Genomic DNA, 26,222 nt, shown 5'->3' on the forward strand with positions numbered 1-26,222 from the left:
GATCGCGCTCACGGCATCGCGTGTCGGTCACCGACCGGGTGAGGCATGGAGGTGCCCGTGATGTGCCTTGCGGAGGCATTCACTCATGTCAGTACAGCTGAACCACACGATCGTCCACGCCCGGAACAACCGGGAGTCCGCGCAATTCCTGGCGGACGTCCTCGGCCTTGAAGTCGGGACCGAATGGGGCCCGTTCGTCCCCGTCAGCACGGCCAACGGCGTCACCCTCGACTTCGCGACCGTCCCGGCCGAGTCCCTCACCGTCCAGCACTACGCGTTCCTCGTGTCCGAAGCGGAATTCGACGTGGCGTTCGGAAAGATCCGGGCGGCCGGGATCCCGTACTTCGCGGATCCCCACATGAAGAAGCCGGGCGAGATCAACCACAACGACGGGGGCCGCGGCGTCTACTTCCCGGACCCGTCGGGCCACGGGATGGAGATCATCACCCGTCCGTACGGCTACCAGGAGCCCACGGCCGGCTGACCGGCCGGAGCCACACGTCCGCCTCCCGCTCACTTCCCGTCGAGCGGGAGGTAGACGATGTTCGGTGCGGCGCCGGCCGGATGGGCGGTGATGCGGGTGCGGACCCCGTACACCTCGGCCAGCAGGTCCTCGGTCAGCACCTCCGCCGGTGTCCCCGCGGCAGCGACCCGGCCGCCCGCCAGTACGTACAGGCGGTCGCAGTACGAGGCCGCCAGGTTGAGGTCGTGCAGCACGAGCAGCGCGGTGGCGGGCAGCGCGCGGACCAGGGCGAGGATCTCCAGCTGGTAGCGGATGTCCAGGTGGTTCGTCGGCTCGTCGAGCGCGAGCAGGCCCGGCTCCTGGACGAGGGCGCGGGCCACCAGGGCCCGTTGCCGCTCGCCGCCGGAGAGCCCGTCGTACCGCCGGCCCGCGAAGCCGCTCGCGCCGACGGTCTCCAGGGCCTCGGCGACGCGCCGTTCGTCGTCCGGGCCGTCCTGCTCCCAGAAGCGCTTGTGCGGGCTGCGCCCCATCGCGACCACCTCGCGGACGGTCAGCCCGAAGGTCCCCGCCGCGTCCTGCGGGACGACGGCGACCCGCCGGGCCCGGTCCTTGGCGCCCAGCCGCGCCGCGTCCTCGCCGTCCAGCACCACCCGGCCGGCGGTGGGCCGCAGGGTCCCGTAGACGCAGCGCAGCAGCGTGGTCTTGCCGCTGCCGTTGGGGCCGACCACCCCCACCGTCTCGCCGGGCCGCGCGGTCAGGTCGACTCCGTGCAGCAGCGTGTGCCCGTCGGTCTCGTAACGCACGGCCTCGACGGCGAGTTCCACCGGCTGCCGCCCGCTCATCCCGCCACCCCCTCGACCCGCGTCGAGCGGCGCAGCATCCACAGGAAGAACGGTCCGCCGACGAGCGCGGTGACCACGCCGACCGGTATTTCCTCGGGCGCCGCGGCCGTACGGGCGACCAGGTCGGCCAGGGTCAGGAAGACGGCCCCGCCCAGCGCGGCCACGGGCAGCAGCGCCCGGTGTCCGGAGCCGACCGCCATCCGGGCGGCGTGCGGAACCATGAGCCCGACGAACCCGATGGCGCCGCTGTACGCGACGAGCACGCCGATGACGAGGGAGGTGAGGACGAAGACGGCGGCGCGGAAGCGCCCGGTGTCCAGGCCGAGGGTCCGCGCGCCCTCCTCTCCCGCGAGGAGCAGGTCGAGCGGCCGGGCGAGCGCGATCAGCAGGGCGGTGCCGACGAGCAGCGCGGCGGCGGGCAGGGCGAGTTCGCCCCAGCGGGCGCCGCCGAGGCCGCCCAGGGTCCAGAACAGGACGGACCGGACCTGGTCGGGGTGCGCGGCGAGCACCAGCACCAGGCTGGTGAGCGCGGACAGGATGTACTGGACGGCGACCCCGGCGAGGATCAGCCGGCCGGTGGTCATCGTGCCACCGCGCCGGGCCATGGCGTAGACGGCGACGAGCGCGCCCATCGACCCGGCGAAGGCGGCGGCCGGCACGCCCAGGGCCCCGATCCCGCCGAGGGCGCCGGCCGTACCCGCGGCTCCGGCGCCGAAGACGATGACGAGGACGGCGCCCAGCGAAGCCCCGGAGGAGGCTCCCAGCAGGAAGGGATCGGCGAGCTGATTGCGTACGAGGGCCTGCAGGACGGTGCCCGCCACGGCCAGCCCGGCTCCGACGACCGCCCCGAGCAGCACCCGCGGCATCCGCACGTCCCACACGATGGAGGCGAAGGCCCCGGTGCGCTGCCCGGGTCCGCCCAGCACGATGTCGAGGACCCGGCCGGGGGCGATGCGTACCGGCCCCAGGGCGAGCCCGGCGACGGCCGAGGCGAGGAGCGCGGCGGCCAGGAGCGCGAGGACGAGCGGTATGCGGGGGCGGCTCACGCGGCGTCGGGGTGGAGCTGGCGGCCCAGGGACTCCACGGCGTCGGCGACGCGCACGCCGAGGACGGCCGAGGACAGGGGCAGCACCACGAACCGCTTGTTCTTGATCGCGGGAACCTCCGCCAGCGCCGGGTCGTTCAACAGGCGCTGCTTCTTCGCTTCGACGGTGGTGCCGCCGTAGTCGTAGATGAGGACGACCTCCGGCCGCCGCTCGATGACCTTCTCCCACGACACGTCACCGAAGGTGTCCTTGAGGTCGGCGAAGGTGTTCGTCCCGCCCGCCAGCGAGACGATCTCGTTGCCGATGCCGCCTCCGCCGGAGGTGAAGGCGGTGCCCTCGCCCGAGTCGTAGACGAAGACGGCCGGCCTGGGCTTGTCCTTGACCCGGGCGGTGACGGCGTCGATGCGGCGCTGCTCGTCCGCGATGAGGCGCGCGCCGCGCTCCGGCACGCCGAAGGTCCGCGCGACCTCGGTGATCTCGGTCTTCAGCTGTTCGAGGCCGACCGGGCCGGTGCTGCAGTACTCCACGCTGAGCCGGGAGTTGATGCCGGCCTTGGCGAGTCCCTCGCGGTCGCGCCCCTGCGCCTTGTCGAAGGCGCTGGCGTATCCGCCGTAGACGAAGTCCGGGTCGGCGCCGAGGAGGACCTCCTTCGAGGGGTACTCCTCGGCCAGCACCTTGATCTTGTCGTAGGCGGGCCGGTAGGCGGGCAGCACCGAGTCGTCGAGGTAGGCAGTCGCGGCCATCCGGTCCTGGAGGCCGAGGGCGAGCAGGATCTCGGTGGCGTGCTGGTTCATCGTGACGGCCCGCCGCGGCGGGGCCTGGTAGGTGCTGCTGACACCGCAGTTGGTGACGGTGTACGGGAACCCCGGCGCGGCGGCCGCGGGCCCGTCACCCGACGGGGGCGAACCGGCGCAGGCGGCCAGGGGTATCAGGAGCGCGATCGGGACGAGTGCGCGCAGAACGGCGCGGGAACGCGGCATGGCGAAGCCTCTCCGGGGGATCCTCGTCCCCTGGTCGACGTGAAGAGGCGATGCGTCAGTGTCTGACTCCCGGTCCCGCGCGGGGACCGGTCACAGTGGCGGGACCGCACCGGATTCGCACCGGTTTCCTGTCCTGCACCGCCTGGGGGTGGTTCGCCCCAGTCTGCCAGACGGCCTCGAAACGCCGCCGGGCCCGCCCCCTCGGAGGGGACGGGCCCGGCGCGCGTACTGCTCGCAGGGGCGGCAGGATTCGAACCTGCGACATCTGGTTTTGGAGACCAGCGCTCTGACCAGCTGAGCTACGCCCCTTCGGTGAGGAAACTCTGACACGGAGCGCCCCGGAGATCCAAATGGATTTGGGGTCAAGCGGTTGGGACTCCGGCCCGCGTGGCGGAGCCGATGGTCCGCAGCCAGCCGATCGGAGCGCGTTTCCCCTGGTCAGGACGGCGCCCACCTGGATCGCGCCGCCGTGCCCGATCCAGTCGGCGTCCACCCGATCGGACAGGAGGTACCGGGCGGCGGGCAGTTGACCTCGGCGGGGGCGACAGACCGGCGTCGCCGCCCTCGCCGCGGTCCCCTCCGGTCCGAGTTTCGAACGCCCCCTTGACCCATCTGGTCCAGACCAATAGTTTCCGGCATGCACCGCGCACGCGTCCCGCACCGCTCCCGCCTCCGCAAAGGAAGCCCATGCGCCGCAGCATGCCCGGCAGGCTGGCCGTCGCCGCCTGTTCCCTCGCCCTGCTCACCGCCCTCGCACCCGCCGCCGCCGCGCAGGCCGACGGCGGGCACGACCGCTCGTACAAGCGGGTCGGGTACTTCACCCAATGGGGCGTCTACGGACGGGACTTCCAGGTCCAGGACCTCGAGACGAGCGGCACCGCCGGCAAGCTCACCCACGTCAACTACGCCTTCGGCAACATCAGCGCGGAGGGCAAGTGCTTCACCGGCAACGTGCCCGGCGAGGCCGACGCCTGGGCCGACTACGTACGCCCGCTCGACGCCGCGAACTCCGTCGACGGGGTCGCCGACACCGCGGAGCAGCCGCTCGCCGGCAACTTCAACCAGCTGCGCGAGCTCAAGGCCAGGCACCCCGGCCTCAAGGTCCTCCTCTCGCTGGGCGGTTGGAGCTGGTCCACGCACTTCTCGAACGCCGCCCTCACCCCCGCGTCCCGCAAGGCCCTCGTCCAGTCCTGCATCGACCTCTACATCAAGGGCAACCTGCCCCAGGACGGCGCCCGCGGCGGCGCGGGCTCGGCGGCCGGGCTCTTCGACGGGATCGACCTCGACTGGGAGTGGCCGGGCTCGGCCGGTGACACGGACACCACGTACCGCCCCGAGGACAAGCAGAATTTCGCGGCACTGGTGAAGGAGTTCCGTACGCAGCTCGACGCGTACGCGCGCGGCCAGAAGCGGAAGGAGAAGTACGAGCTGACGGCGTTCGTCCCGACCGCCCCCGCCAAGATCGACGCGGGCTTCGACGTCCGCCGCATCATGCGCGACCTGGACTTCGTGAACCTCCAGGGGTACGACTTCCACGTCTCCGGCGAGCCGGTCACGGCCCAGCAGTCCGCGCTCCACGCCCGCGGCGACTTCAGCGCGGCCGGCACGGTGGAGGCCTGGCGCCACCGCGGGGCGCCGGCGAACAAGCTGGTGATGGGCATGCCGTTCTACGGGCAGGGCTGGACCGGGGTCAGCGGCGGCGGGGACGGCATGGGCCGGCCGGCGACCGGCCCGGCGCCCGCGACCTGGGCGGCCGGGTACGAGGACTACAAGGCGCTGAAGAAGCTCGCCGATTCGGGTGCGTACAAGGTCTACCGCGACCGCCGGGGCGGCCACGCCTGGCTGTTCGACGGCAGCACGCTGTGGACGTACGACGACCCGCAGGTGCTGCGGACCAAGACGGAGTACATCCGCGAGAACGGCCTGGGCGGCGCGATGTTCTGGTCCCTGGACGCGGACACCGCCGACGGGGAGCTGATGACGGCCGTCGACCGGGGGCTGCACGGCCGCTGACCGGCCGCGACACCGGCCGCAGGGCCCACCCGACCGGCGCCGCCGGGCCGCGGAAACGACCCGGCCCGGCGGCGTCCCACCCCGTACGCTCGCCGCCATGGAGACCACGACGGTACGGGCGGTCAACCGGCTCACCACGCGCTGGATCCGGCAGGCGGTGACCGGCGAGGAGGGCACGGTCCTCACGGCGGACTGATCGGGCGGCTGCCGGTCCTGTCGGAGAAGGAGACCCGCTGCTGCTCGCCTCGGCGCTCGCGCTGCGGCTGACGTGGGCGGAGCCCTTCAGGGAACTGCCCTGCCGGCACGCCCAAGGCCCGTGGCAGGGGCGGACGCTGCGCGGTCTGTACCGCACCTCTTCCACCCCTGACCTGGTCCGCGTGACCTCTGGGGGCACGACGGACACGGTCACGACCCTCGAAGTGGCCGGCGCGGACGAGGTGGACGTGCACCTGGTCCCCGGCGAGCCGCACGCGGCGCCGGGCGATGTCCTGGCTGACGGCCCGGCCTCGGCCCGTACTGCACATCGCCACCGCGGCCTTCACGGTCCGCGCCGAGCACGATCTGCTGGAGCGCGCGACGGTAGCGGCGGGCCGGCGGCCGTCGCTCAGCCGAGGGCCGGCCGGCCGTCCCGTTAACCTCACCCCATGACCTCCGAAACGATCACCGCGGCAGCATCCGGCACCTGGCGGCTCGGCGACCTCGCCGTCCGCCGGATCGGTTTCGGCGCCATGCGCCTGACGCACCTGGCCGACGGCTCCCCCACCGACCGCGAGCGGGTCGTCTCCGTACTGCGGCGCGCCGTCGGGCTCGGCGTGAACCACATCGACACCGCCTCCTTCTACTTCTCCCCCACCCGCTCCGCCAACGAGCTGATCAACCGCGCCCTGGCCCCCTACGCCGACGACCTGGTCATCACGACCAAGGTCGGACCGGGCCGCGACAGCGCCGGCGTGTGGTGGTGGGCCACGCCCGAGCAGCTGCGCGGGCAGGTCGAGGAGAATCTGCGCCAGCTGGGCCGGGACCACCTGGACGTGGTCAACCTGCGGGTCCCGCGCCGGGAGAGCTCCGGGTCGATCGCCGAGCACTTCGGCGCGCTGGCCGAGCTGCGCACGGCCGGGCTCATCCGCCACCTCGGCGTGTCCAACGTACGGCCCGACCACCTCGCCGAGGCCCTGGCCATCGCCCCCGTCGTCTGCGTGCAGAACCCGTACGGGATCGGCTCTCCCGCCGAGGACCACGCCCTCCTCGACGCGTGCGGGCAACAGGGCATCGCCTTCGTGCCGTTCTTCGCGATCGCCGGCGCGGGCAAGGAGGCCGGAGCGGTCGCGGAGGAGGCCGGGCAGGTGCGGGCCGTCGCCGAGGCCCACGGCGTGTCGGCGGCGCAGGTGCGGCTCGCCTGGACCCTGAACCGCGGCCCGCACGTGCTCGCCATCCCGGGCACCGGGAACCCGGACCACCTCGTCGAGAACGTCGCCACCGGGGCGCTGCGGCTGACCCCGGAGGAGATCGCGCTGCTCTCAGCCGTCTAGGGGGCGCCCGGCGCCGCTTCCGCGGTGGGCGGCGGCCAGGGCCGCCGTTTCGGGGAACGTCGGGACGCGGCCCGTGCCGCCGCGGCCGGAGACCGAGAGGGAGGCCGCCGCCATGCCGTACGCGACGGCGTCGGCCAGGCCGTCGCCGAGGGCGAGCCGGGCGGTGGCGGTGCCGGTGAAGCAGTCCCCGGCGCCGGTCGCGTCCACCGGACGCGGGTTGACCGGTACGGGGTGGTACTCCGCCCGCGCGCCGTCGTCGAGCAGCAGCCGGTCGGCGCCCGCGGTGACGACGACCGTACGGGCGCCCAGGGCCCGGTAGCGGGCGGCGGCTGCGCGCGGATCGGCCGTGCCGACCAGGGCCTCGGAGTCGGCGGGGCAGGAGGTCTTGAGCAGCCCGGTCAGCGGCGCGATCCGGGCCAGCAGCTCGCGGGCCTCGGCCCGACCGGTCAGGCGGGGCCGGAAGTTGGGATCGTACGAGAGGTGCCCGCCGGCCCCGTGCACGGTTTCGGCGGCGGCCACCACCGCCTCTCGGCTGCTCCGGGACAGCGCGCCGGTGATCCCGCTGGTGATGAGGGCCTTCGTGCCCGTCAGCAGGTCCTGCCAGGAATCGACGTGCCGGGTGGAGAGGGTGGAACCGGCGCTGTGGGTGCGCCAGTAGACGAAGGCGCGGTCCCCTTCGGTGTCGGCGGCGAGCAGATAGGCGCCGTTGGGGCGCGGGGCGCGGCGTACGTGGGCGACGTCCACGCCGAGCGCGGCCGCGCGGCGCAGCAGCGGGATGCCGAGCTCGTCGTCGCCGACCACGGTGAGCAGGGCGGTCCGGGCCCCTGCGGCGGCGGCCGCGGCCGCCGCGTTGAGGGCGTCGCCGGAGTAGGAGATGCGGGCCGGGGTGCCGTCGGCGGCTTCCCCGAGGGCGGTGTCGGTGTGGATCTCGACGAGGACCTCTCCGAGGACGAGGACGTCGTAGCCGGGGTCGCGGCCGGTCGCGCGGACGCCGCGGAGCGCGGGGGCCATCCTCAGCGCCCCACCGCGGCGCAGCCGGTGCAGCAGGGCCGGGCCAGCTCGGCGAACACGGCGGCCAGTTCGCCCGGATCGTCGGGCAGGCCGCTGCCGATGCCGACGGCGGCCGCCCCCGCGGCGAGCCATTCCCCGACCTCGGCGGGCCGGATGCCGCCGGTCGGTATGAACAGCCCCTCGGGCAGGACCGCTTTGAGGGAGCGGATGAACTGCGGACCGCCGACGTGCGCCGGGAACACCTTCGCGGCGCCCGCGGACCGGACGGCGCAGGCTATCTCCCCCGGGGTGAACCCGCCCTCCAGGAAGACGGCCCCGCGCCGGTCGGCGAGCGCCCGGACCTCGCGGGCCGGGTACGGGGAGACCAGGAAGGCCGCGCCCGCGTCGAGGGCGGCCCCGGCCTGGCCTGCGGTGGTGACGGTGCCGACGCCGATCAGGGCGGCCCGGCCGGACGCGTCGGCGAGCGGGGCGGTCCGCGCGACGGCCTCGGCCCAGCCGGGGGTGGAGGTGGTCAGCTCGACCACGCGGCAGCCGGCGGCCAGCAGGCCCGTGGTCCGGCGAACGGCTCCGTCGGCATCGGCGTCGCGCAGGACCGGCAGCAGCCGCTGGGCCGACAGCGCGTCGTACGGGTGGCAGGACAAAGGACCCCTCCCTCTCCATCTTGTTCCGCTGCACCACACGCCACTTGTTCCGCGTAGTGGAACGAAGTACCGTGTAGCGGAACCACTTTCGCAGACCCTACCGCCACCCGCCCTGCCCTGGGAGAGCGCATGCCCGACGACGGGCCCACGAACGACCCGGCCGCAAGCCCCGCGCGCGGCGGCCGCACCTCGGCCGCCGGCACGGCGCTGGAGAAGTCGATGCGGATCCTGGAGGCGGTGGCCGCGCCGGGCGGACCGCACCGGCTCACCGATGTGGTGGCGGCCGCGGCCGTGCCGAAATCGAGCGCGTTCCGGATCCTCGCCTCGCTGACCGAGCAGGGATTCGTCCGCCCGGAAGGCGGATCTCGCTACGGGGTCGGGCCCCGGCTGCGGGCTCTGTCCGCCCTGGTCGGCGGCGGCGAGCCGCACAGCATCGGGCGGATCCTCGGCGAGCTCCGCGCGGCGGTCGGCCAGACGGTCCACCTGGCCCTGCACAGCGGGGAGACGCTCACCTACATCCGGAAGCTGGAGAGCGACCAGCCGTTCCGGACGGCCTCCCGCGTCGGGATGCGGATGCCGCTCCACAGCACCGCGATCGGCAAGAGCATCCTGGCGCACCTGCCCGAGGCGCAGGTACGGGCCCTGATCGCGAGCGCGGGACTGCCGCGCCGCACGCCGAGGACGCTGACCGGCACGGAGGCCCTGCTTGCGGAGCTGGAGACCGTACGGTCCCGGGGCTTCGCCGTGGACGACGAGGAGAACGAGCCGACGATCCGGTGCATCGGCGCCGCGGTCCTGGACCCGGAGGGTCGCCCGATCGGCGGGGTCAGCGTCACCACGGTGACCTTCCTGGTCTCGCGCGAGGAGATCGAGGCGTACGCGCCGGCCCTGCTCACGGCCACGGAGGCGCTCGCTCCGCTGCTGTGAAACAGTGGCCGGGCCTGCCCTCGGCAGCCTCCGGGAAAAGTTCTTCGGGTTCTTCTTCCGGATAACCGTTATCCGGGCCGCGCTCGACGGTCTCCCAGGTATCGGGCATCATCGACCGCCGGTACGGACAGGGAACCTCACATGACTACACAGCACACGGCAGCGCTGGTGGCAGCCGCCCGCGCGGGCGATCTCCGCGCGCAGGACGAGCTGGTCGGCACCTACCTGCCCCTCGTCTACAACATCGTCGGGCGCGCGCTGAACGGCTCCGTCGACGTGGACGACGTGGTGCAGGACACCATGCTGCGGGCACTCGACGGGCTGGGCACCCTGCGGTCGGACGACAGCTTCCGGTCCTGGCTGGTCGCGATCGCCATGAACCGGGTGCGGGCGCACTGGCAGGCGCGGCACAGCGCCCCGGGCGAGAGCGGTCTCGAAGCCGCCTGGGAACTGGCCGATCCGGGCGCCGACTTCGTGGATCTGACCGTCCTGCGGCTCCAGCTCGAAGGCCAGCAGCGGGAGACCGCCCGCGCCACCCGCTGGCTGGAGACCGACGACCGGGCGCTGCTGTCGCTGTGGTGGCTGGAGTGCGCCGGCGAGCTGACCCGCGCCGAGGTGGCCGCCGCCCTCGAACTGTCCCCGCAGCACACGGCGGTACGGGTGCAGCGGATGAAGGCGCAGCTGGAGTCGGCCCGGGTGGTCGAGCGGGCGCTGGGCGCGCAGCCGCCGTGCGAGGGTCTGCGCGGGATGACGGGCACCTGGGACGGGGTGCCGTCGACGCTGTGGCGCAAGCGAATAGCCCGGCACGCCCGTGAGTGCCTGCGGTGCGCGGGTCTGTGGAACGGACTGCTCCCGGCGGAGGGCCTGCTGGCCGGCCTGGCCCTGGTCCCGGTCTCGGTGGCGCTGCTGGCGGGAGTGCGGTCGGCCGCGGCCGCCGGCCACGTCGCGGCGGGCGCGAACTTCGCCCCGGCCGACGCGGCGTACTCGTACGACGGCGGCGCGGACGCGGGCGCGGGCGCGGGCGCGGGCGGCCAGGCGTACTCTCCCGACACCGGCACGGGCTTCGACGGCACGGGCTTCGACGGAAGCGGCTTCGGCGGAAGCGGCTTCGGCGGAACGGGCTTCGACGGCACGGGCTTCGACGGCACGGACGTCTCCGACGCCGCGACGCAGCTCACCCCCACGGTCTCCGGCCAGGGCGGCATACCGGACGCCACCCCCGGCGGCGGCCGCAGCCTCCTACGCAAGCGCCGGCAGAGCCGCCGCCGCGCGGTCGGCGGCGCGGTGCTCGCCGCGTGCGTCGCGGGCGGCGGGCTCGCCTACCTCGGCGGGTTCCCCGGCTCCGACGACAAGGACAACGGCGCCGCACCCGCCGCCCCGCTGTCCGCGCTCTCCGCCCCCGACGCCTCCGCGTCGCCCTCGGACTCCGCCTCGCCCTCCGCCTCGGCCTCCCCCTCCCCCTCCCCCTCGGCCTCCGCCTCGCCGAGCGCGTCCCCCGAGACCCCGACGCCGAGCCCCACGCCGACCAAGTCCAAGGCGCCGGCCCCGCGCCCGTCGGCACCCGCTCCCGGGCCCGCCCCCTCCGGCGTGGCCGGACAGGTCATCGCACTGGTCAACTCCGAGCGCGCGGCCGCCGGCTGCGGCCCGCTGAAGGAGGACCCGAAGCTGCAGTCCGCCGCCCAGGGGCACTCCGACGACATGGCGGCCCGGGACTTCTTCGACCACACCAATCCCGACGGCGCCGACCCGGGCAAGCGCACGACGGCCGCCGGGTACCGCTGGTCGACGTACGGGGAGAACATCGCCCGGGGCCAGCAGACCGCGGCTTCGGTCATGGACTCGTGGATGAAGAGCCCGGGCCACCGCGCCAACATCCTCAACTGCTCCTTCAAGGACATCGGCGTCGGCATCCACACGGGCCCGGGCGGCCCGTGGTGGACGCAGAACTTCGGCGCCAAGATGTGATCCGCAAGGCTCCGCCCGCGCCATGGGCCCCTCGTGCTTCACAACTCGTGCAGGATGGAGTCTGGAGCCGAAAAGGCTGATCAGGCCTGATGGCGGCGGACGGACGGAGCGGGGCACATGGCGAGGAAAGAGCTCCGTCCGCACCAGCGCGAGGCCGTCGACGCCGTGCTCCGGGCACTCGAACTGCCCGTCGGCGGCCGGGTGCCCGGGGCCGGACTGCGGACCCAGGTGATCATGGCCACCGGCTCCGGCAAGTCCCTGGTCGCCGTGCGCTCGGCCGAAGAGCTGCGGGCCGCCCGCGTGCTGGTCCTCGTACCCTCGCTGGACCTGCTCGTGCAGACGGCGGCCGCCTGGCGCGAGGGCGGCCGGACCGGGCGCACCCTCGCGGTGTGCAGCCTGCGTCCCTCCGACGCGGGCATGCCGGCCACCACCGATCCGGCCGAGCTGGCCCGCCGGGCGGGTCCGTCGGCGGACCGGGTGACGGTGTACGCCACGTACGCCTCGCTGGGTCTGGGCACGATCGAGCAGGCCCACCTCGCCGGGCTGCCGGGCTGGGACCTGATCGTCGTCGACGAGGCGCACCGCACCTCCGGGCGGATCGGCAAACCGTGGGCCGTGGTGCACGACAACACCCGGATCCCCTCCCTCCGGCGGCTGTACATGACGGCCACGCCCCGGGTCTGGCAGGACGGCGCGGAGGAGGACGAGGAGAGCGGCCCCGGGCGGGGCGAACTCGTCGCGTCCATGGAGGACGACCCGGACGGCCCCTTCGGCGCCCGCTGCCACACGCTGACCCTGGCGGAGGCCGTCGACCGCGGCATCTGCGCCCCGTACCGGGTGGTGTGCGTGGACGTCAGCGATCCGGGGTTCCAGGCGGCCGTGCTGCTGGGCACGGGTGCGCGCTCCGACGCCGTGCGCGGGTCGCGGCTGGCGGCCCTGCAGGCGGCGCTGGTGAAGGCGGCCGCCGATCAGGGGTTCCGGCGGACCCTCGTCTTCCACCACCTGACCCGGGAGGCCGAGGCGTTCGCGGCCGGGCTGCCGGCGGTGGCACGGCGGCTGCGGGCCGCGGGCGGGGAACCCGGGCCGGTGTATCCGCGTACGGTCTGGGCGGATTGGCTGTGCGGGCAGCACACGGCGGCGCACCGGCGGCGGGTGCTGGCGGAGTTCGCCGCGGACGGGGGCGCCGACAAGGCCTTCCTCGGCAGTGTCCGGGTACTGGGCGAGGGCGTGGACACCAAGGAGTGCGACTCCGTCTTCTGGGCCGACGTACGGGGCTCCATGCCCGACCTGGTCCAGGCCGTCGGGCGGGCGCTGCGCATCCGTCCCGGCGAGGGCAAGGTCGCCTCGCTGGTGGTGCCGGTACTGCTGGGGCCCGGCGAGACGGCCGAGTCGATGCTGACCTCGCGCGCGTACGGGGACCTCGCGCGGCTGCTGGAGGCGCTGCGGGCGCACGACACCCGGCTGGTCGAATCGCTGGCCCAGCCGCAGGCGCCGAGCCGGCCGCGGGCGGAGTCGGGGAGCGAGGCCGTGGCCGGATCCGGGGTGCGGACCGGGGCGCAGGCCCTGCTGAGCTTCTCCACCCCGAGGGATCCGGCACTGCTGGCGGCGTTCATCCGGCTGCGGGTGCTGCATCCCGAGCGCGAGCACTGGCGGCGCGGGGTGGAGGCGTCCCGGATCTACGCGGCCAGGGCCGGGGACCTGCGGGTGCCGTTCGCGTTCCGGGTCCCGGACGAGCCGGCGGCGCAGGCCCGGGCCGGCGCGGAACCAGCCGGCGGGGCCTGGCCGCCCGGGCTGGGCCGGTTCCCGCTCGGCCAGTGGATCGCGGACGCGCGGCGCACCCGCCGCCGGGGCGCCCTCGGACGGGAGCGGGTCGCTCAGCTCGACGAACTCGGCATGGTGTGGAGCCACTTCGACGTGGCGTACGAGGAGGGGCTCGAGGCGGCCCGCGGCTGGGCGGCGGAACACGGCCACCTGCTGCCGCCCGCGGAAGCCACCTGGCGCGGCGCGCCGGTCGGGGTGTGGGTCAAGAACCAGCGGGCCGCCGCCCGCCGCGTGGGCCCGGGCGCCCTGCCGGAGGAGCGCCGGGAGGCCCTGGAGGCCATCGACGCGTCCTGGTGCCCGGCCTGGGACGTCTCATGGCAGCGGGCCTTCCACCTGACGCGCGTCCACCTCGACGCGGGCGGGCGGCTGCCGCTCGCCCCCGGCGAGGTGGTCGTCCAGGGCGAGGACCTGGGCCGGTGGGTGCGCGGCCAGCGGCTGGCCTGGGAGCAGCTGGCCTGGGCGCAGCGCTGGCTGCTGGAGCACGCGCTCGGGGTGACGGGGGCGGGCCCGGCCGAGCGCCCGCGGCCGCGGCGCACCCAGAACGAGAAGTGGGCGCGGCACCTGGCCGCGGCCCGCCAGTTCCACACCCGCGAGCAGCACCTGCGGGTTCCGCGCGGCCACGTGGAGCAGGTCGGCGGCCAGGAGGTGCGCCTGGGCGTCTGGATCGCCAACCAGCGCTCACGGGCCTCGGCCCTCGCCCCGGAGCGCGTCGCCGCCCTCGACGCCCTCGGCATGCGCTGGTCGGCGTCCGCCTGAGCGCCCCCCTGGGGGGTGTCTTGTCGACCGGGCCGGATCAGGGAGCGGTGGTGGGCGCCGTGGATCGCAAGGCGGACGCGGGGGTCCCCCCGCCGAAGGCAGGGGGAGGAGGCGACGTGGTGTGTCGGCGACCGAGGACACGGCGGCGAGGCGCGGTGCCCACCGCCGCGAGCCCGGCGGATGCCCCCTAGTGGTGGAACCCCGAGCGGGGTTCGGTCGCCGGGGTCGGCGGGGGCGTCGCCGTGAGGTGTTCGACGGCGTTGCGCAGGTCCGTGACGAGCAGGGCGATCTGGTCGCGGGTCACCCCGTGCCGGATCAGCACCCGCTGGATGACGGTGGCGTCGCGGGCGGCCGGCAGCGGGTACGACGGTACCTGCCAGCCGCGCATCCGCAGCCGGTCGGAGAGGTCGTAGAGGCTGAACCCGGCCGCGGCCTGGTCGGTGAGCCGGTAGGAGACGGCGGGGAGGCCGCCGAGGCCGTCGTAGAGCAGGGTGAACGGGCCCATGGCGGCCACCTCCCCGGCCAGGTACTGGGCGGTGGCGACGCAGGCCTCGTGGACGCGCCGGTAGCCGGCGCGGCCGAGCCTGAGGAACAGGTAGTACTGGGCGATGACCTCGCCGCCGGGGCGGGAGAAGTTGAGGGCGAAGGTCGGCATGTCGCCGCCGAGGTAGTCCACGTCGAAGACGAGCTCCTTGGGCAGGAGGTCGGCCGTGCGCCACACGATCCAGCCGACGCCGAGGGGCGCGAGTCCGTACTTGTGCCCGGAGGTGTTGACGGAGGCGACGCGCGGGATCCGGAAGTCCCACACCACGTCGGGGTGGAGGAAGGGGGCGACGAAGCCGCCGCTGGCCCCGTCCACGTGGATCGGGACGTCCCAGCCGTGCTCGGCCTGGATCCGGTCGAGTTCGGCGGCGATCTCGGCGACGGGCTCGTAGTCGCAGGTGTAGGTGACGCCGAGGATGGCGACGACGCCGATGGTGTTCTCGTCGACGTACTCGGCGAGCTGGTGGGGCCGCAGGCCCGTGGCGTCGGCCTCGATCGGGATCTGACGCAGTTCGACGTCGAAGTAGCGGGCGAACTTCTCCCAGCAGATCTGGACCGGCCCGCACACGAGGTTGGGCCGGTCGGCGGGGAGGCCCTGGGCCTGGCGGCGGGCACGCCAGCGGAACTTGAGGGCGAGGCCGCCGAGCATGGCGGCCTCGCTGGATCCGGTGGTGGAGCAGCCGGTGGCCGCGCCGCCGGCCGGCGCGTTCCACAGGTCGGCCAGGATGTTGACGCAGCGGGCCTCGATCTCGGCCGTCTGCGGGTACTCGTCCTTGTCGATCATGTTCTTGTCGAGGCACTGGTTCATCAGGCGGTGCACGCCGTCGTCGGACCAGGTGGTGCAGAAGGTGGCCAGGTTCTGGGCCGCGTTTCCGTCGAGGAGGAGCTCGTTGCTGAGCAGCTCGTAGACCACCTCGGTGGGCGAGTGGTCGTCGGGCATGCGGTATTTGGGGAGGATCTGGCCGCTCAGGGCGGACGTGAACACGTCCGAGTCGGCGTCGGCGTCGCGTACGTCTTTCGTCTCATGAAGAGCCATGTTCGGACTATAGGTGACAGCTCGTCACAAACAGCGCTAGCCGGGCACTGCAACCGAGAGCTTCCGGCCGACTCCGCGGTGTGACGCTCCACATAGAAGCCGCGTGCGACCGGATAAATTACCGTCGAGTAGACTTTTCCTCGAAGATCTTCCCGTCCGGGCCGCCGCAGCCCGTTCGGACGGGAAGATCGACCAAACTGGTTCTACGGGCAACTTATCCACCGATGTCCGGATACAGGTCAACGACCCGTGGCGCCCTGATAGTTCTTCGGCCCATGAACAAGATCACCCGCCGGCAGGCCTTGGGCACCACCGCCGGCGCACTCTCCGCCCTCGGCATAGCCGGCGCCACCGCGCACGCAGCCGCCGCCGACTCCCGCGCCTCCATACCCACCGGCACGGTCGACGAGGTCTACCAGGGCCGCCGCATCCAGATCACCCCGGCCACCACCGGTGGCGGCCACCACGGGGGCCACCACGGGGGCGGGCACGACGCCCTGCCCACCGTCCGGATAGACGGCCGCGAACTGCACGTCATGCGCAACGCCGACGGCACCTGGATCAGCGTGGTCAACCACTACGAGACCTTCGCCGATCCGACCTCGCTCGCCCGCGCCGCGGTGCGCGAGCTCCAGGGCGCCGTCCTCGCCCCCTTCGCGCCCATGGGAGGCACGGCATGACCGTCCGCAAGAACCAGGCCGCCCTCACCGCCGAGGAGAAGCGCGCCTTCACCAACGCGCTGCTCGAACTCAAGCGCACCGGTGCGTACGACCGCTTCGTGACCACCCACAACGGGTTCATCATGAGCGACACCGACTCGGGCGACCGGGTGGGCCACCGCTCCCCGTCGTTCCTGCCCTGGCACCGCCGCTTCCTGCTGGAGTTCGAGGCCGCGCTGCAGAAAGTGGACGCGAAGGTATCGCTCCCCTACTGGGACTGGAGCGCCGACCGCACCTCCCGCTCCTCCCTCTGGGCCGCCGACTTCCTCGGCGGCACCGGCCGGGCCCGCGACGGGCAGGTCATGGACGGGCCGTTCGCGTACGCCGCCGGGAAGTTCAACGTGAACGTACGGGTGGACGGGCGCGCCTACCTGCGCCGCGCGCTGGGCGAGGGCGTGGCCGAGCTGCCGACCAAGGCCGAGGTGGAAGCCGTCCTCGCCATGCCGGTGTACGACATGGCCCCCTGGAACAGCTCCTCGAACGGCTTCCGCAACAACCTGGAGGGCTGGCGCGGCGCCAACCTGCACAACCGGGTGCACGTCTGGGTCGGCGGCCAGATGGCCACCGGGGTCTCCCCCAACGACCCGGTGTTCTGGATGCACCACGCCTACGTCGACAAGCTGTGGGCCGAGTGGCAGGCCCGCCACCCCCAGTCCGCGTACCTGCCGGCCGCCGGCACCGCGAACGTCGTCGACCTGCACGACACCATGCGTCCCTGGAACGACGTGACCCCGGCGGACCTGCTGGACCACCGGAAGTTCTACACCTTCGACACGGAACCGGTGCCCGCCTCCGCGGCCAGCCAGCGGTAGTGCAGTTCGGGGCGGCCGACCTGCCCGTAGCGGGGGGTGCGGTCCGCCCGCCCGGTGTCCACCAGGTGCTCCAGGTAGCGGCGGGCCGTGATCCGGGAGATCCCGGCCGCCTCGGCCGCCCCGGCCGCGGTCAGCCCCTCGGGCGCCGCCCGCAGCAGCGCGCCGACCCGGTCCAGGGTCGGCGCGCTGAGCCCTTTCGGGAGCTCGGCGGGGCCGGGGGCGCGCAGGGCGGCGAGCGCCCGGTCCACATCGCCCTGTCCTGCGGCCTCCCCCGCGGTGGCCCGGAACTCGGCGTAGCGCAGCAGCCGTTCGCGCAGCGTCGGGAAGGCGAACGGCTTCAGCACGTACTGGACCACCCCGAGCGAGACGCTCTCGCGCACCACGGCCAGGTCCCGCGCCGAGGTCACCACGATCACGTCCACGGGATGCCCTGAAGCCCGCAGGCGACGGGCGAAGCGCAGCCCGTGCCCGTCGGGCAGGGTGAGGTCGAGCAGCAGCAGGTCGACCCGCGTCCGCTCCAGGACGCGGGTGGCCTCGGCGAGCGAGTGGACGGCGCCGACGGCGGTGAAGCCGGGCACCCGGCCGACGTAGAGGGCGTGCGCGTCGGCGGCGACGGGGTCGTCCTCGACCACCAGCACCCGCACCGGGGACACCTCGGCCGCCTCCCGTGCTTCGCTCATGGCGTCGGCTCCCTTCGCATGGGCAGTCGTACGGTGAACTCGGCTCCGCCGCCCGGACCTTCGGCGGCCACCGCGCTGCCGCCGTGCCGGTGGGCCACCTGCCGGACCAGGGAGAGGCCGAGGCCGCGCCCCTCCCCCTTGCCCGACCAGCCGCGCAGGAACACGTCGGCATCGGCGCCCGCGGGCAGCCCGGGGCCATTGTCGGCGACGCGGAGCAGCAGTGCGTTCTGCTCGGGCCGCACGGTGACGGCGATCCGGGCCCCGGGGACGCCGGTGAGGGCGTCGACGGCGTTGTCGAGGAGGTTGCCGAGCACGGTGACGAGGTCGCGGGCCGGGAGGTTTCCGGTGCCGGCGTCGACGGCCCGGCTGTCGGGGGTGACGAACAGTTCGACTCCCCGCTCGTGCGCCTGGGCGGCCTTGCCGAGCAGGAGCGCCACCAGGACGGGTTCTCCGACCCCGGTGACCACCTCGTCGGTGAGGGCCTGGGCCAGCTGCAGTTCGGCGGTGGCGAATTCCACCGCCTCGTTCGCCCGGCCGAGTTCGATGAGGGAGACCACGGTGTGCAGCCGGTTGGCGGCCTCGTGGGCCTGGGAGCGCAGCGCCTCGGTGAAACCGCGTTCCTGGTCCAGCTCGCCGGTGAGCGACTGGAGTTCGGTGTGGTCGCGGAGGGTGACCACGGTGCCGCGGCGGCCGCCTCCCGCGACGGGCGAGCTGTTGAGGACGAGTACCCGGTCCGCGGTCAGGTGGACCTCGTCCACGCGGGGCCGGTCGGCGAGCAGGGCGCCCGTGAGCGGGGCGGGCAGCCCGAGGTCGGCGGCGCCCCTGCCCCGGACCTCCCCCCGTAGGCCGAGCAGTTCGCGTCCGGCGTCGTTGATGAGGGTGATGCGGCGCTGGCCGTCGAGCATGAGCAGGCCCTCGCGGACGCCGTGCAGGGCCGCCTGGTGGTAGTCGTACATCCGGCTGAGCTCGGCCGCGTTCATGCCGTGGGTGTGCCGCCGCAGTCGCGCGTTGACCACGTACGTGCCGGCTCCGCCGAGCGCGAGCGCGCCGGCCGCGACCCAGGCGAGGGCGGTGAGCTGCTCGGCGAGGCGGGCGCTGATGGCGCGGACGGTGATGCCGGCGCTGACCATGCCGGTGACCCGGCCGTCGTCCATGAGCGGGGTGACCACGCGGATGGAGGGCCCCAGGGTGCCGGTGTAGGTCTCGCTGAAGGTCTCGCCGCGCAGGGCGGGGCCGGTGTTCCCCATGAAGGGCTCGCCGATGCGGCGGGGGTCGGGGTGCGTCCAGCGCCGCCCGTCCGGGGCCATGATCGTCACGAAGTCCACCCCGGAGTCCACGCGGACCCGCTCGGCGTACGGCTGCAGCGCGACCGAGGGGTCGGCGCCGGCCGCGGCCCCGCGCACGCCCTCGCGCACGGACGGGGAGTCGGCCACGGCACGGGCCACGGCCCCCGCCTGGCGCCGGGCGGCCTCCTCGGCCTGTCCGCGGGCGGTGGCGTACGCGAAGACGGCGCAGCCGGCCACGACCACGGCGACCAGCAGCACCTGCATGGCGAACAGCTGGCCGGCGAGGCTGCGCGGGGGCCGGGGGAAACGGAACATGGCGCTCAGTGTGCACCGGGCCGTGAACTCAATGAACGCAAGGGTGACCGGGGTCACAGCCTCGGGCGATGGTCCTCCCGGGACGTATTCACCACCAGGAGGCGAGCCGTGGCCGGCAGACGCGACAAGACCCACTATCTGTACATCGCGGTGATCGCCGCGGTGCTCCTCGGCATCGCCGTCGGCTTCGCCGCACCCGGCACGGCCGTGGAGCTCAAGCCGCTGGGCACCGGCTTCGTGAACCTCATCAAGATGATGATCTCGCCCGTGATCTTCTGCACGATCGTGCTGGGCATCGGGTCGGTGCGCAAGGCCGCGAAGGTCGGCGCCGTGGGCGGCCTCGCCCTCGGCTATTTCATGATCATGTCCACGGTGGCGCTGGCCATCGGGCTCCTGGTCGGGAACCTGCTGGAGCCGGGCAGCGGACTGCACCTGACCGAGGCCGTCAAGCACGCCGGCGAGGCGCAGGCCAAGGCGGGCGGGGCGCAGAGCACGCCCGAGTTCCTGCTCGGGATCATCCCGACCACCCTGGTCTCCGCCTTCACCGGCGGGCAGGTGCTCCAGACGCTGCTCGTGGCACTGCTGTGCGGGTTCGCGCTCCAGGCGATGGGCACGGCGGGAGAGCCGCTGCTGCGCGGGATCGGGCACGTGCAGAAGCTGGTCTTCCGGGTGCTGGCGATGATCATGTGGGCGGCGCCGGTGGGCGCGTTCGGCGCGATCGCGGCGGTGGTCGGCGCGACCGGGATGGACGCTCTGAAGTCACTGGCCGTGATCATGATCGGTTTCTACACGACCTGCCTGCTGTTCGTGTTCGTGGTGCTCGGCACCCTGCTGCGGGTGTGCACGGGGCTCAACGTGTTCTCGCTGCTGCGCTACCTGGGCCGCGAGTTCCTGCTGATCCTCTCGACCTCCTCCTCGGAGTCGGCGCTTCCCCGGCTGATCGCCAAGATGGAGCACCTGGGCGTCTCGAAGCCGGTGGTCGGCATCACGGTGCCGACGGGCTACTCCTTCAACCTGGACGGGACCGCGATCTACCTGACGATGTCCTCCCTGTTCATCGCGGAGGCCATGGGCAAGCCGCTGGCCATCGGCGAGCAGATCTCGCTGCTGCTGTTCATGATCGTGGCCTCGAAGGGCGCGGCGGGCGTGACCGGCGCCGGGCTCGCGACACTGGCCGGCGGGCTCCAGTCGCACCGGCCGGAGCTCGTGGACGGCGTCGGGCTGATCGTGGGCATCGACCGGTTCATGAGCGAGGCCCGGGCGCTGACGAACTTCGCGGGCAACGCGGTGGCGACGGTGCTCATCGGCACCTGGACCAAGGAGTTCGACCGTGAGCGGGCCACCGAAGTCCTGGCGGGACGCCTGGAGTTCGACGAGACCACGCTGATCGACGACGGCCACGGCGCGGAGCTCCCCACCGTGCCCGCCCCCTCGTCGGCCGGCGCCAAGGACGGCGTTCCGGTCTGACCGGAACGCCCGTCACGGGCCGGCCGAGCCGGGCTCGCCCCCACGGTGCCCGGGCCGGCCGGCCCTCACACCCCCTTCACACCGCCCTCACGCGGCCCCATGGTCTATTTTCGGCCATGGGGCCGTTAAGTGTCGTGCGGTAAAAGGTACTTCCATACCGGGGCACGCGTCTGACATCTTGCGTCCACCACTCGTTTCGTACGGCCCGGTAGGTGTCATGAGCACCTCCAGGCCGTCTCCGGAGGACGCATTGATACCCCACATATCCAGCCGACCTCGACGTACCCTCGTGCTGGCCGCCACACTCGGCGCCGCACTCGCCTTCGGGGCCCCCGCCGCACTCGCCGGCACCGCCCCCGTGTCCCCTTCCGGCCAGAGCATCACCTCCGCGCCCGCCAAGGCCGCGGGCAAGGCCGCCGCGGCGCCGACCTCCCAGAGTGCGACCTGGGTTGCCGGCACGCGCGCCTACCTCGTGATCACCGCCCCCGGTGACAGCACGGCGGTCCGCAACGCCATCGCCGCCAACGGCGGCACCGTCTTCTCCAACTTCGACGCCATCGGCGTGATCGTCGCCCACTCCGCCTCCGCCGGTTTCGCCACGACGATGCGCGGGGTCAGCGGGGTCCAGCAGGTCGGCGCCACGCGTACCTCGGACGTCCCGGCCGACGCCTACAACCCGGCGCTGCCCGCCAACCCGGCGCAGTCCTCGACCCCGGCCGGCGAGCCCGTGCGCGCCGACATGAGCCAGATCAAGGCGGACCAGGCCTGGGCCGTCACCACCGGCTCCTCCTCCGTCAAGGTCGGCATCCTGGACACCGGTGTGGACGACCAGCACCAGGACCTGGCGCCGAACTTCAACGCGGCCGACTCCGTCTCCTGCGCGTACGGCAAGCCGGACACCCGTACGGGCGCCTGGCGTGACGTGGACAGCCACGGCACGCACGTCGCCGGCACCATCGCGGCCGCCAAGAACGGCAAGGGCGTCGTCGGCGTGGCCCCGGGCGTGAAGATCTCCGCGGTCCGCGTCGCCGAGCCGGGCAACTCGTTCTTCTTCGCCGAGAACACCATCTGCGGCTTCGTGTGGGCCGGTGACCACGGCTTCAAGGTCACCAACAACAGCTACTACACGGACCCGTGGCAGTTCAACTGCCCGGACAACATCGACCAGGCCGCCATCATCGAGGGCGTCAAGCGCGCCCAGGAGTACGCGGAGGGCAAGGGCTCCCTGCAGATCGCCGCGGCGGGCAACGAGAACTACGACCTCGCCCACAAGACGACCGACTCCGCGAGCCCGAACGACTCGACGCCGGTCACCCGCACCATCACCAACGCCTGCCTCGACATCCCGACCGAGCTCCCGGGCGTGGTCACGGTCGCGGCGAACGGCTCCGGCACCTCGAAGGCCTCGTTCTCGAACTTCGGCTCGGGCGTCATCGACGTGGCGGCCCCGGGCAGCGACGTCTACTCCACCGTGCCGGGCGGCAAGTACGGCACCAAGAGCGGTACGTCGATGGCCACCCCGCACGTGGTGGGTGTCGCGGCGCTGCTCGCCAGCACCAACCCGGGCATCACCCCGGCGCAGCTGCGCGACAAGCTGGCCACCCAGGCCAACGACATCGCCTGCCCGTCGGACAGCCGGTGCACCGGTACCGCGGCCAACAACTCGTTCTTCGGCGAGGGCCAGGTCGACGCGCTGAAGGCGGTCGGCTCCACCCCGCCGCCCGGGAAGTACTTCGAGAACCTCGGCGACTTCGCGATCAACGACAACGCGACCGTGGAGAGCCCGATCACCGTCAGCGGGGTGAGCGGCAACGCGCCGGCCACCCTCAAGGTGGGCGTGGACATCAAGCACACCTACATCGGTGACCTCAAGGTCGACCTGGTGGCCCCGGACGGCACCGTCTACACCCTGAGCAACCGGGCCGGCGGCAGCACGGACAACATCGTCCAGACCTTCACGGTCAACGCCTCCTCCGAGGTCGCGGGCGGCCTCTGGAAGCTGCGCGTGAACGACAACGCCAACTCGGACACCGGCAAGATCGACGCCTGGAACCTCACGTTCTAGTGCCGTCGGACTGACGGACCGGCGACCGGCGCCGCAGGACACCGGCGCGCCGGTCGAAGTCGACGTCGCGGTGCGGGTGCGGGTGCGGGGCCATCGGGGAGCGGAACCACTGCGCCCCGATGGCCTCCGTCGTTCTCACGCGGCGCCCGCCACGCTCCCGGCCTCTGCGGACGTCCCGGCCGGGCCGCTACCTGGTGCGCAGTACGCAGTCACCGCACAGGCCGCCGCCGGGCACCTTGTAGTAGAGGCAGCAGCTGCGGCGTACGAAGGCCACCCCGAGCCCCTCTTCGTGGATGAAGGTGCCGGCTCCGCCGAGCGGTCCGTCCTCGGCCAGCAGCCGTGCGGCCAGGGACACCGCCGGGCCGGCCGGGACCCGGTCGATCAGCACCCGCACCGCTCCGGCCAGCCCCGACGCGGCATTGCCGCGCAGCACCTTGGGCGAGAGCCCGTACCGCTCCCGCAGCCGCGCGTCCAGGACCGCGAGGTTGCCGAGCACGGCCTCCCCGAGCGCCTCGGCCGGCAGGTCCCCGACGCCGGGCTCGGGCAGCCACAGCTCCAGCGATCCCGCCCCGGGCAGCCGCCACCACACCCGGTCGGCCCCCAGGTCCGGCACCCGCCCGCCCAGCGCGGCGCAGCCGAGCCCGATCGACCACAGCCGCGAGGCGATCCCGAACTGCGCGGTCGAGGCGGCGACGCGCCCCGGCCCGCTGCCGATCCGCCGCCCGACCTCGGCGACGTACGGCTCCAGCCGGGGCCCGTACAGCTCGCTCAGCGGCAGGAAGCCGTCCCCGGGCGGTTCCGTCCCGTACGGGACGGTGAAGAACGGCCCGACGGCGGCGAGTCGGCGCAGTACCAAGTCCATGTGCGGATGATCCCAGGTGTTCCGGGCCGGTCCCAGGCCGGCTCGGACGGTCCCGGGCCGTCCCGGGCCGTCCCGGCCGGTCCCGGCCGTCTCAGGCCGCGGCGGACTCTCGGATCACGGCGAGGGTGCGGGCGGCCGTCTCGGCCATGGACGTGCGCACCGCGGCGAGCCGGGAGGCGGCGAACTCGCGCCCGAACTCTCCGCTGAACGTCAGGGTGAGGGCGCCGGTCGGGTCCTCGTCGATGACGTTGTCGATGGTCCAGACTTCCTTCTCGTCCGAGCGGCGGAAGCTCACGCGGTGCCCGATGTCGAAGACCACGACCTCGCGGAAGCGGTCCCCGGCGCGGGCTATCTCACGGACCAGGCCCTGCGGGGTCTCCGACAGGACCGTGCACTCGGTGATCGCCGGCACGTAGGGGCGCGGGTCGGCGGCCTTGGCCACCAGCCCCGTCCACAGGTCGTCGCGGCTCAGCTGGACCTGGTCCTCGGCCACGGGGTCGTTCACGGGCAAGGTGTACTCGATGCGGGTGACGGTCTCGGTCATGCCGGGGCTCCCCTGGGTTTCGATCTCGTGACGGGGCAACCAGCGTCGCAGACCGGGCATTCCCCGCAGCACCCCTGAGTTGCGGCCCTGGCGGAATCAGGGGCCCGGAGCCCTTGCGCCGTCGCCCGCGGGGGCGTGGGCGGCCACCCGGAAGCCGGACCTGTCCGGGCCGCCCTGCTTGGTGTCGTCGTGGGCGAAGACGAACGACTCGATCGGCACGCCGCGCTCGGCGCTGAGCTGGGCCGCCAGCTCCTGCACCACCACCGCCTCCAGCACCGCGCGGACGGCCTCGGGGACTCCGGGCAGGCGCATCACCGACAGGCTGCCCGACGGTTCGGCGGGGGCCGTGGTGAGCAGCAGCGTGAGGTGCCCGGCCGCGGCCAGCGAGCGGGCCAGTTCGATCTCGCGGCCGTCGCCGAAGACCAGGTGCAGGGTGTTGCCCGCCGACTCCATCCCCCCGTGCAGGTAGTTGCGGGTCGCGCAGGCGGCCGCGGTCATCCGGACCACCTCGCGCAGCAGCAGCGCACCCTCCTCCGCCGAGGCCCGTGAGGCGCCGGCCGCCACCGCGTCCGAGGCGACGCAGCGGGCGGCGCGCCCGCGCAGGCCCGCGACCACCTCGGCGGCCTGCCGGTGGACGGTGGCGGTCTGCTCGGCGATGTCGCCCCACGGGTCCTGCCCGCGCCCCGCGATGGCTCCCGCGACCAGGTCGAGGGCGACGACCGTCCCCGTGTAGCCGATGGTCGACGCGTACGAGTCGGGCTCGTTGCCGAGGTCCAGGGTCAGGTCGGCCAGCTCGCCGAGGGGCGACGGTACGACGCCCAGCAGCGCGGTCCTCGTGATGCCGGGTGCGGCGCACCGTAAGGCGGCGATGGTCTCGCGGCTGCGGCCGCCCTGGGAGACGGCGATCAGGCAGTCCGTGTCGAAGCCCGCGGTGCCCGTCTCGATCTCGCTGGACAGCACGCGCTGGGTGACGACCCCGGCCGCGCGCAGCTGCTGTACGGGGACGGCCAGGGCCGCGTACGAGGCGCCCATCCCGGTGAGCAGGGGGCGCCGGGCGCCGCGCAGCGCGGCGTACCGCGGTGAGGCGAGCCGGGTGCGGACGCGGTCGGCGATCCGGGCGAGGGCGGCGCCCTGGCCGGCCTGGCCCTCGATGAAGGTGATGCGGGATCCGGGCATGGTGGGGGTCCCTCGCCTTTCCTGGAACGTCGGTGACGGCCCGCGCCGACCTGTGGGGGTCCGCACGGGAACGGTGTGTTGGAGGGACGGTAGGGGGCGGGCGGCGCCCCCGGGGGCCGGATCCCCGTCCTCCTCTCGTTCACGGCCCGGGGCCGCCGGGCCGGATTCCACGCCCACCCGGCGCAAGAGCAGGTGGCGGAGCGCGGCGGGGGCGGGGCCGACCGGGATGAGCGCGCAGGGTTCGGTGGCGGTGCCGTGGTTGACGAAGCGGTCGATCGCACCGGTGCGGACCACGCTCCGGACCACCTCTCGGACCGCCCTCCGACCACCCTGCGGACCCCCCTCCGAACCGCCCTCCGGACCGCCCGGCACGCCCGTCCGGCGCCCCGCGGCGCCACCGGGCACGGGCCCGTGCCCCGAAGGGCCCCGGGGCCGGTGTTGGACACATCACCGAAGGCCACCTGTTCGATGCCCCGGCGGCCCGGGCGGGACCCCGGGACCGTCCGCCGCGCGGCCGGTCCGGCCCCTGCGGGGCACACCCGGAGCGCTCAATGTATACGCAGGTCAGAGGGTGTTTGTAGGCCGATCGGAGGCCTTCTGGGCGGCCGTCCGGGGGACCCGTGCGGCGCGCCGGAACGGATGTCCGCGGATCAGGATTACGGGGGCTCCCGGGCGGGGACCAAAGTCATCGAAAAACATGGCCGCGGCGTTGCCAATTTGGGG

General features: G+C 73.7%; 22 protein-coding genes, 1 tRNA gene and 1 riboswitch. Of the genes, 10 read left to right on the forward strand and 13 right to left on the reverse strand.

What is annotated here, in order from left to right; translation table 11 throughout:
* Positions 1–85: 85 nt before the first annotated feature.
* Positions 86–484: a VOC family protein gene (locus ACFY1T_RS26855; RefSeq protein ID WP_390790442.1), complete on the forward strand. Its 399-nt coding sequence runs from the start codon at positions 86–88 to the stop codon at positions 482–484.
* 29 nt (positions 485–513) lie between these two features.
* Here the strand turns inward: ACFY1T_RS26855 and ACFY1T_RS26860 are convergent, their stop codons facing one another.
* The 4 genes from ACFY1T_RS26860 to ACFY1T_RS26875 form a co-directional block, all read right to left on the reverse strand.
* Positions 514–1,305 (reverse strand): ABC transporter ATP-binding protein, encoded by a 792-nt coding sequence (locus ACFY1T_RS26860; RefSeq protein ID WP_390790443.1) that lies wholly within the window; start codon positions 1,303–1,305, stop codon positions 514–516.
* The gene (locus ACFY1T_RS26865) at positions 1,302–2,351 is read right to left on the reverse strand and encodes a FecCD family ABC transporter permease (protein WP_390790444.1); all 1,050 of its coding nucleotides are present in this window, start codon (positions 2,349–2,351) and stop codon (positions 1,302–1,304) included. Before ACFY1T_RS26865 ends, ACFY1T_RS26860 begins: the two co-directional genes overlap by 4 nt.
* Positions 2,348–3,331: an ABC transporter substrate-binding protein gene (locus ACFY1T_RS26870; RefSeq protein WP_390790445.1), complete on the reverse strand. Its 984-nt coding sequence runs from the start codon at positions 3,329–3,331 to the stop codon at positions 2,348–2,350. Before ACFY1T_RS26870 ends, ACFY1T_RS26865 begins: the two co-directional genes overlap by 4 nt.
* Before the next feature lie 56 nt (positions 3,332–3,387).
* Positions 3,388–3,463, reverse strand: a riboswitch (cobalamin riboswitch).
* A gap of 103 nt (positions 3,464–3,566) precedes the next feature.
* Positions 3,567–3,640, reverse strand: a tRNA-Trp gene (locus tag ACFY1T_RS26875).
* Between the two features lie 378 nt (positions 3,641–4,018).
* On the opposite strand from ACFY1T_RS26875, the gene ACFY1T_RS26880 reads away from it, so the two are divergent.
* Together ACFY1T_RS26880 and ACFY1T_RS26885 are read left to right on the forward strand one after the other, a co-directional pair.
* A complete protein-coding gene (locus ACFY1T_RS26880; protein ID WP_390790446.1) occupies positions 4,019–5,344 on the forward strand; it encodes a glycoside hydrolase family 18 protein in 1,326 nt (441 codons plus the stop codon).
* Positions 5,345–5,988: 644 nt separating this feature from the next.
* Positions 5,989–6,873, forward strand: a complete 885-nt coding sequence (locus ACFY1T_RS26885) for an aldo/keto reductase (protein WP_390790447.1) — start codon at positions 5,989–5,991, stop codon at positions 6,871–6,873.
* Here ACFY1T_RS26885 and ACFY1T_RS26890 read toward each other — a convergent pair.
* A complete protein-coding gene (locus ACFY1T_RS26890) occupies positions 6,862–7,884 on the reverse strand; it encodes a PfkB family carbohydrate kinase (protein WP_390790448.1) in 1,023 nt (340 codons plus the stop codon). The two genes, ACFY1T_RS26885 and ACFY1T_RS26890, sit on opposite strands and share 12 nt — an antisense overlap.
* 2 nt (positions 7,885–7,886) lie before the next feature.
* Positions 7,887–8,525, reverse strand: a complete 639-nt coding sequence (locus ACFY1T_RS26895; protein WP_390790449.1) for a bifunctional 4-hydroxy-2-oxoglutarate aldolase/2-dehydro-3-deoxy-phosphogluconate aldolase — start codon at positions 8,523–8,525, stop codon at positions 7,887–7,889.
* A gap of 129 nt (positions 8,526–8,654) precedes the next feature.
* On the opposite strand from ACFY1T_RS26895, the gene ACFY1T_RS26900 reads away from it, so the two are divergent.
* The 3 genes from ACFY1T_RS26900 to ACFY1T_RS26910 all read left to right on the forward strand — a co-directional run bounded on the left by ACFY1T_RS26900 (position 8,655) and on the right by ACFY1T_RS26910 (position 13,994).
* The gene (locus ACFY1T_RS26900; RefSeq protein WP_390790450.1) at positions 8,655–9,452 is read left to right on the forward strand and encodes an IclR family transcriptional regulator; all 798 of its coding nucleotides are present in this window, start codon (positions 8,655–8,657) and stop codon (positions 9,450–9,452) included.
* A gap of 141 nt (positions 9,453–9,593) precedes the next feature.
* Positions 9,594–11,417 carry a sigma-70 family RNA polymerase sigma factor gene (locus ACFY1T_RS26905; protein WP_390790451.1) on the forward strand — a complete coding sequence of 608 codons (1,824 nt, stop codon included), beginning with the start codon at positions 9,594–9,596 and terminating at the stop codon, positions 11,415–11,417.
* Between the two features lie 117 nt (positions 11,418–11,534).
* Entirely contained in the window at positions 11,535–13,994 is a 2,460-nt protein-coding gene (locus ACFY1T_RS26910) for a Helicase associated domain protein (protein ID WP_390790452.1), read from the forward strand.
* A gap of 187 nt (positions 13,995–14,181) precedes the next feature.
* On the opposite strand, the gene ACFY1T_RS26915 is transcribed toward ACFY1T_RS26910, so the two are convergent.
* Positions 14,182–15,573, reverse strand: a complete 1,392-nt coding sequence (locus ACFY1T_RS26915; RefSeq protein ID WP_030868734.1) for a glutamate decarboxylase — start codon at positions 15,571–15,573, stop codon at positions 14,182–14,184.
* A 275-nt stretch (positions 15,574–15,848) separates the two neighbouring features.
* Between ACFY1T_RS26915 and ACFY1T_RS26920 the strand changes: the two genes are divergently transcribed.
* Positions 15,849–16,253 carry a tyrosinase family oxidase copper chaperone gene (locus tag ACFY1T_RS26920; protein WP_390790453.1) on the forward strand — a complete coding sequence of 135 codons (405 nt, stop codon included), beginning with the start codon at positions 15,849–15,851 and terminating at the stop codon, positions 16,251–16,253.
* Positions 16,250–17,104 carry a tyrosinase family protein gene (locus tag ACFY1T_RS26925; protein WP_390790454.1) on the forward strand — a complete coding sequence of 285 codons (855 nt, stop codon included), beginning with the start codon at positions 16,250–16,252 and terminating at the stop codon, positions 17,102–17,104. The genes ACFY1T_RS26920 and ACFY1T_RS26925 overlap by 4 nt, the downstream gene beginning before the upstream one ends.
* On the opposite strand, the gene ACFY1T_RS26930 is transcribed toward ACFY1T_RS26925, so the two are convergent.
* Both ACFY1T_RS26930 and ACFY1T_RS26935 read right to left on the reverse strand, forming a co-directional pair.
* Positions 17,053–17,784: a response regulator gene (locus ACFY1T_RS26930; protein ID WP_390790455.1), complete on the reverse strand. Its 732-nt coding sequence runs from the start codon at positions 17,782–17,784 to the stop codon at positions 17,053–17,055. The genes ACFY1T_RS26925 and ACFY1T_RS26930 overlap by 52 nt on opposite strands.
* Entirely contained in the window at positions 17,781–19,385 is a 1,605-nt protein-coding gene (locus ACFY1T_RS26935) for an ATP-binding protein (RefSeq protein WP_390790456.1), read from the reverse strand. Before ACFY1T_RS26935 ends, ACFY1T_RS26930 begins: the two co-directional genes overlap by 4 nt.
* Positions 19,386–19,493: 108 nt before the next feature.
* Here ACFY1T_RS26935 and ACFY1T_RS26940 point away from each other — a divergent pair, with 108 nt between their 5' ends.
* Both ACFY1T_RS26940 and ACFY1T_RS26945 read left to right on the forward strand, forming a co-directional pair.
* Positions 19,494–20,852, forward strand: coding sequence for a cation:dicarboxylate symporter family transporter (locus ACFY1T_RS26940; RefSeq protein ID WP_390790457.1), 1,359 nt, complete (start codon positions 19,494–19,496; stop codon positions 20,850–20,852).
* A gap of 289 nt (positions 20,853–21,141) precedes the next feature.
* Positions 21,142–22,917, forward strand: a complete 1,776-nt coding sequence (locus tag ACFY1T_RS26945; RefSeq protein WP_390790458.1) for a S8 family serine peptidase — start codon at positions 21,142–21,144, stop codon at positions 22,915–22,917.
* On the opposite strand, the gene ACFY1T_RS26950 is transcribed toward ACFY1T_RS26945, so the two are convergent.
* The 4 genes from ACFY1T_RS26950 to ACFY1T_RS26965 form a co-directional block, all read right to left on the reverse strand.
* Positions 22,907–23,056 (reverse strand): hypothetical protein, encoded by a 150-nt coding sequence (locus ACFY1T_RS26950; RefSeq protein WP_390790459.1) that lies wholly within the window; start codon positions 23,054–23,056, stop codon positions 22,907–22,909. The genes ACFY1T_RS26945 and ACFY1T_RS26950 overlap by 11 nt on opposite strands.
* A 48-nt stretch (positions 23,057–23,104) precedes the next feature.
* Entirely contained in the window at positions 23,105–23,779 is a 675-nt protein-coding gene (locus tag ACFY1T_RS26955; protein ID WP_390790460.1) for a (2Fe-2S)-binding protein, read from the reverse strand.
* Between the two features lie 91 nt (positions 23,780–23,870).
* Complete coding sequence (locus ACFY1T_RS26960) at positions 23,871–24,323, reverse strand: SRPBCC family protein (protein WP_051805939.1); 453 nt, start codon at positions 24,321–24,323, stop codon at positions 23,871–23,873.
* A gap of 96 nt (positions 24,324–24,419) precedes the next feature.
* Positions 24,420–25,499: an SIS domain-containing protein gene (locus ACFY1T_RS26965; RefSeq protein ID WP_390790461.1), complete on the reverse strand. Its 1,080-nt coding sequence runs from the start codon at positions 25,497–25,499 to the stop codon at positions 24,420–24,422.
* Positions 25,500–26,222: the final 723 nt, after the last annotated feature.

This window comes from Streptomyces sp. NPDC001194 (assembly GCF_042896985.1).
Classification (GTDB): Bacteria; Actinomycetota; Actinomycetes; order Streptomycetales; family Streptomycetaceae; genus Streptomyces.

Bases quoted from the DNA above. Each gene is read 5' to 3' on its own strand.
- ACFY1T_RS26930 (WP_390790455.1), bottom strand. From the start codon at position 17,784: ATGAGCGAAGCACGGGAGGCGGCCGAGGTGTCCCCGGTGCGGGTGCTG.
- ACFY1T_RS26915 (WP_030868734.1), bottom strand. From the start codon at position 15,573: ATGGCTCTTCATGAGACGAAAGACGTACGCGACGCCGACGCCGACTCG.
- ACFY1T_RS26920 (WP_390790453.1), top strand. From the start codon at position 15,849: ATGAACAAGATCACCCGCCGGCAGGCCTTGGGCACCACCGCCGGCGCA.
- ACFY1T_RS26855 (WP_390790442.1), top strand. From the start codon at position 86: ATGTCAGTACAGCTGAACCACACGATCGTCCACGCCCGGAACAACCGG.
- ACFY1T_RS26870 (WP_390790445.1), bottom strand. From the start codon at position 3,331: ATGCCGCGTTCCCGCGCCGTTCTGCGCGCACTCGTCCCGATCGCGCTC.
- ACFY1T_RS26925 (WP_390790454.1), top strand. From the start codon at position 16,250: ATGACCGTCCGCAAGAACCAGGCCGCCCTCACCGCCGAGGAGAAGCGC.
- ACFY1T_RS26905 (WP_390790451.1), top strand. From the start codon at position 9,594: ATGACTACACAGCACACGGCAGCGCTGGTGGCAGCCGCCCGCGCGGGC.
- ACFY1T_RS26960 (WP_051805939.1), bottom strand. From the start codon at position 24,323: ATGACCGAGACCGTCACCCGCATCGAGTACACCTTGCCCGTGAACGAC.
- ACFY1T_RS26955 (WP_390790460.1), bottom strand. From the start codon at position 23,779: ATGGACTTGGTACTGCGCCGACTCGCCGCCGTCGGGCCGTTCTTCACC.
- ACFY1T_RS26890 (WP_390790448.1), bottom strand. From the start codon at position 7,884: ATGGCCCCCGCGCTCCGCGGCGTCCGCGCGACCGGCCGCGACCCCGGC.
- ACFY1T_RS26935 (WP_390790456.1), bottom strand. From the start codon at position 19,385: ATGTTCCGTTTCCCCCGGCCCCCGCGCAGCCTCGCCGGCCAGCTGTTC.
- ACFY1T_RS26860 (WP_390790443.1), bottom strand. From the start codon at position 1,305: ATGAGCGGGCGGCAGCCGGTGGAACTCGCCGTCGAGGCCGTGCGTTAC.
- ACFY1T_RS26910 (WP_390790452.1), top strand. From the start codon at position 11,535: ATGGCGAGGAAAGAGCTCCGTCCGCACCAGCGCGAGGCCGTCGACGCC.
- ACFY1T_RS26880 (WP_390790446.1), top strand. From the start codon at position 4,019: ATGCGCCGCAGCATGCCCGGCAGGCTGGCCGTCGCCGCCTGTTCCCTC.
- ACFY1T_RS26900 (WP_390790450.1), top strand. From the start codon at position 8,655: ATGCCCGACGACGGGCCCACGAACGACCCGGCCGCAAGCCCCGCGCGC.
- ACFY1T_RS26885 (WP_390790447.1), top strand. From the start codon at position 5,989: ATGACCTCCGAAACGATCACCGCGGCAGCATCCGGCACCTGGCGGCTC.
- ACFY1T_RS26965 (WP_390790461.1), bottom strand. From the start codon at position 25,499: ATGCCCGGATCCCGCATCACCTTCATCGAGGGCCAGGCCGGCCAGGGC.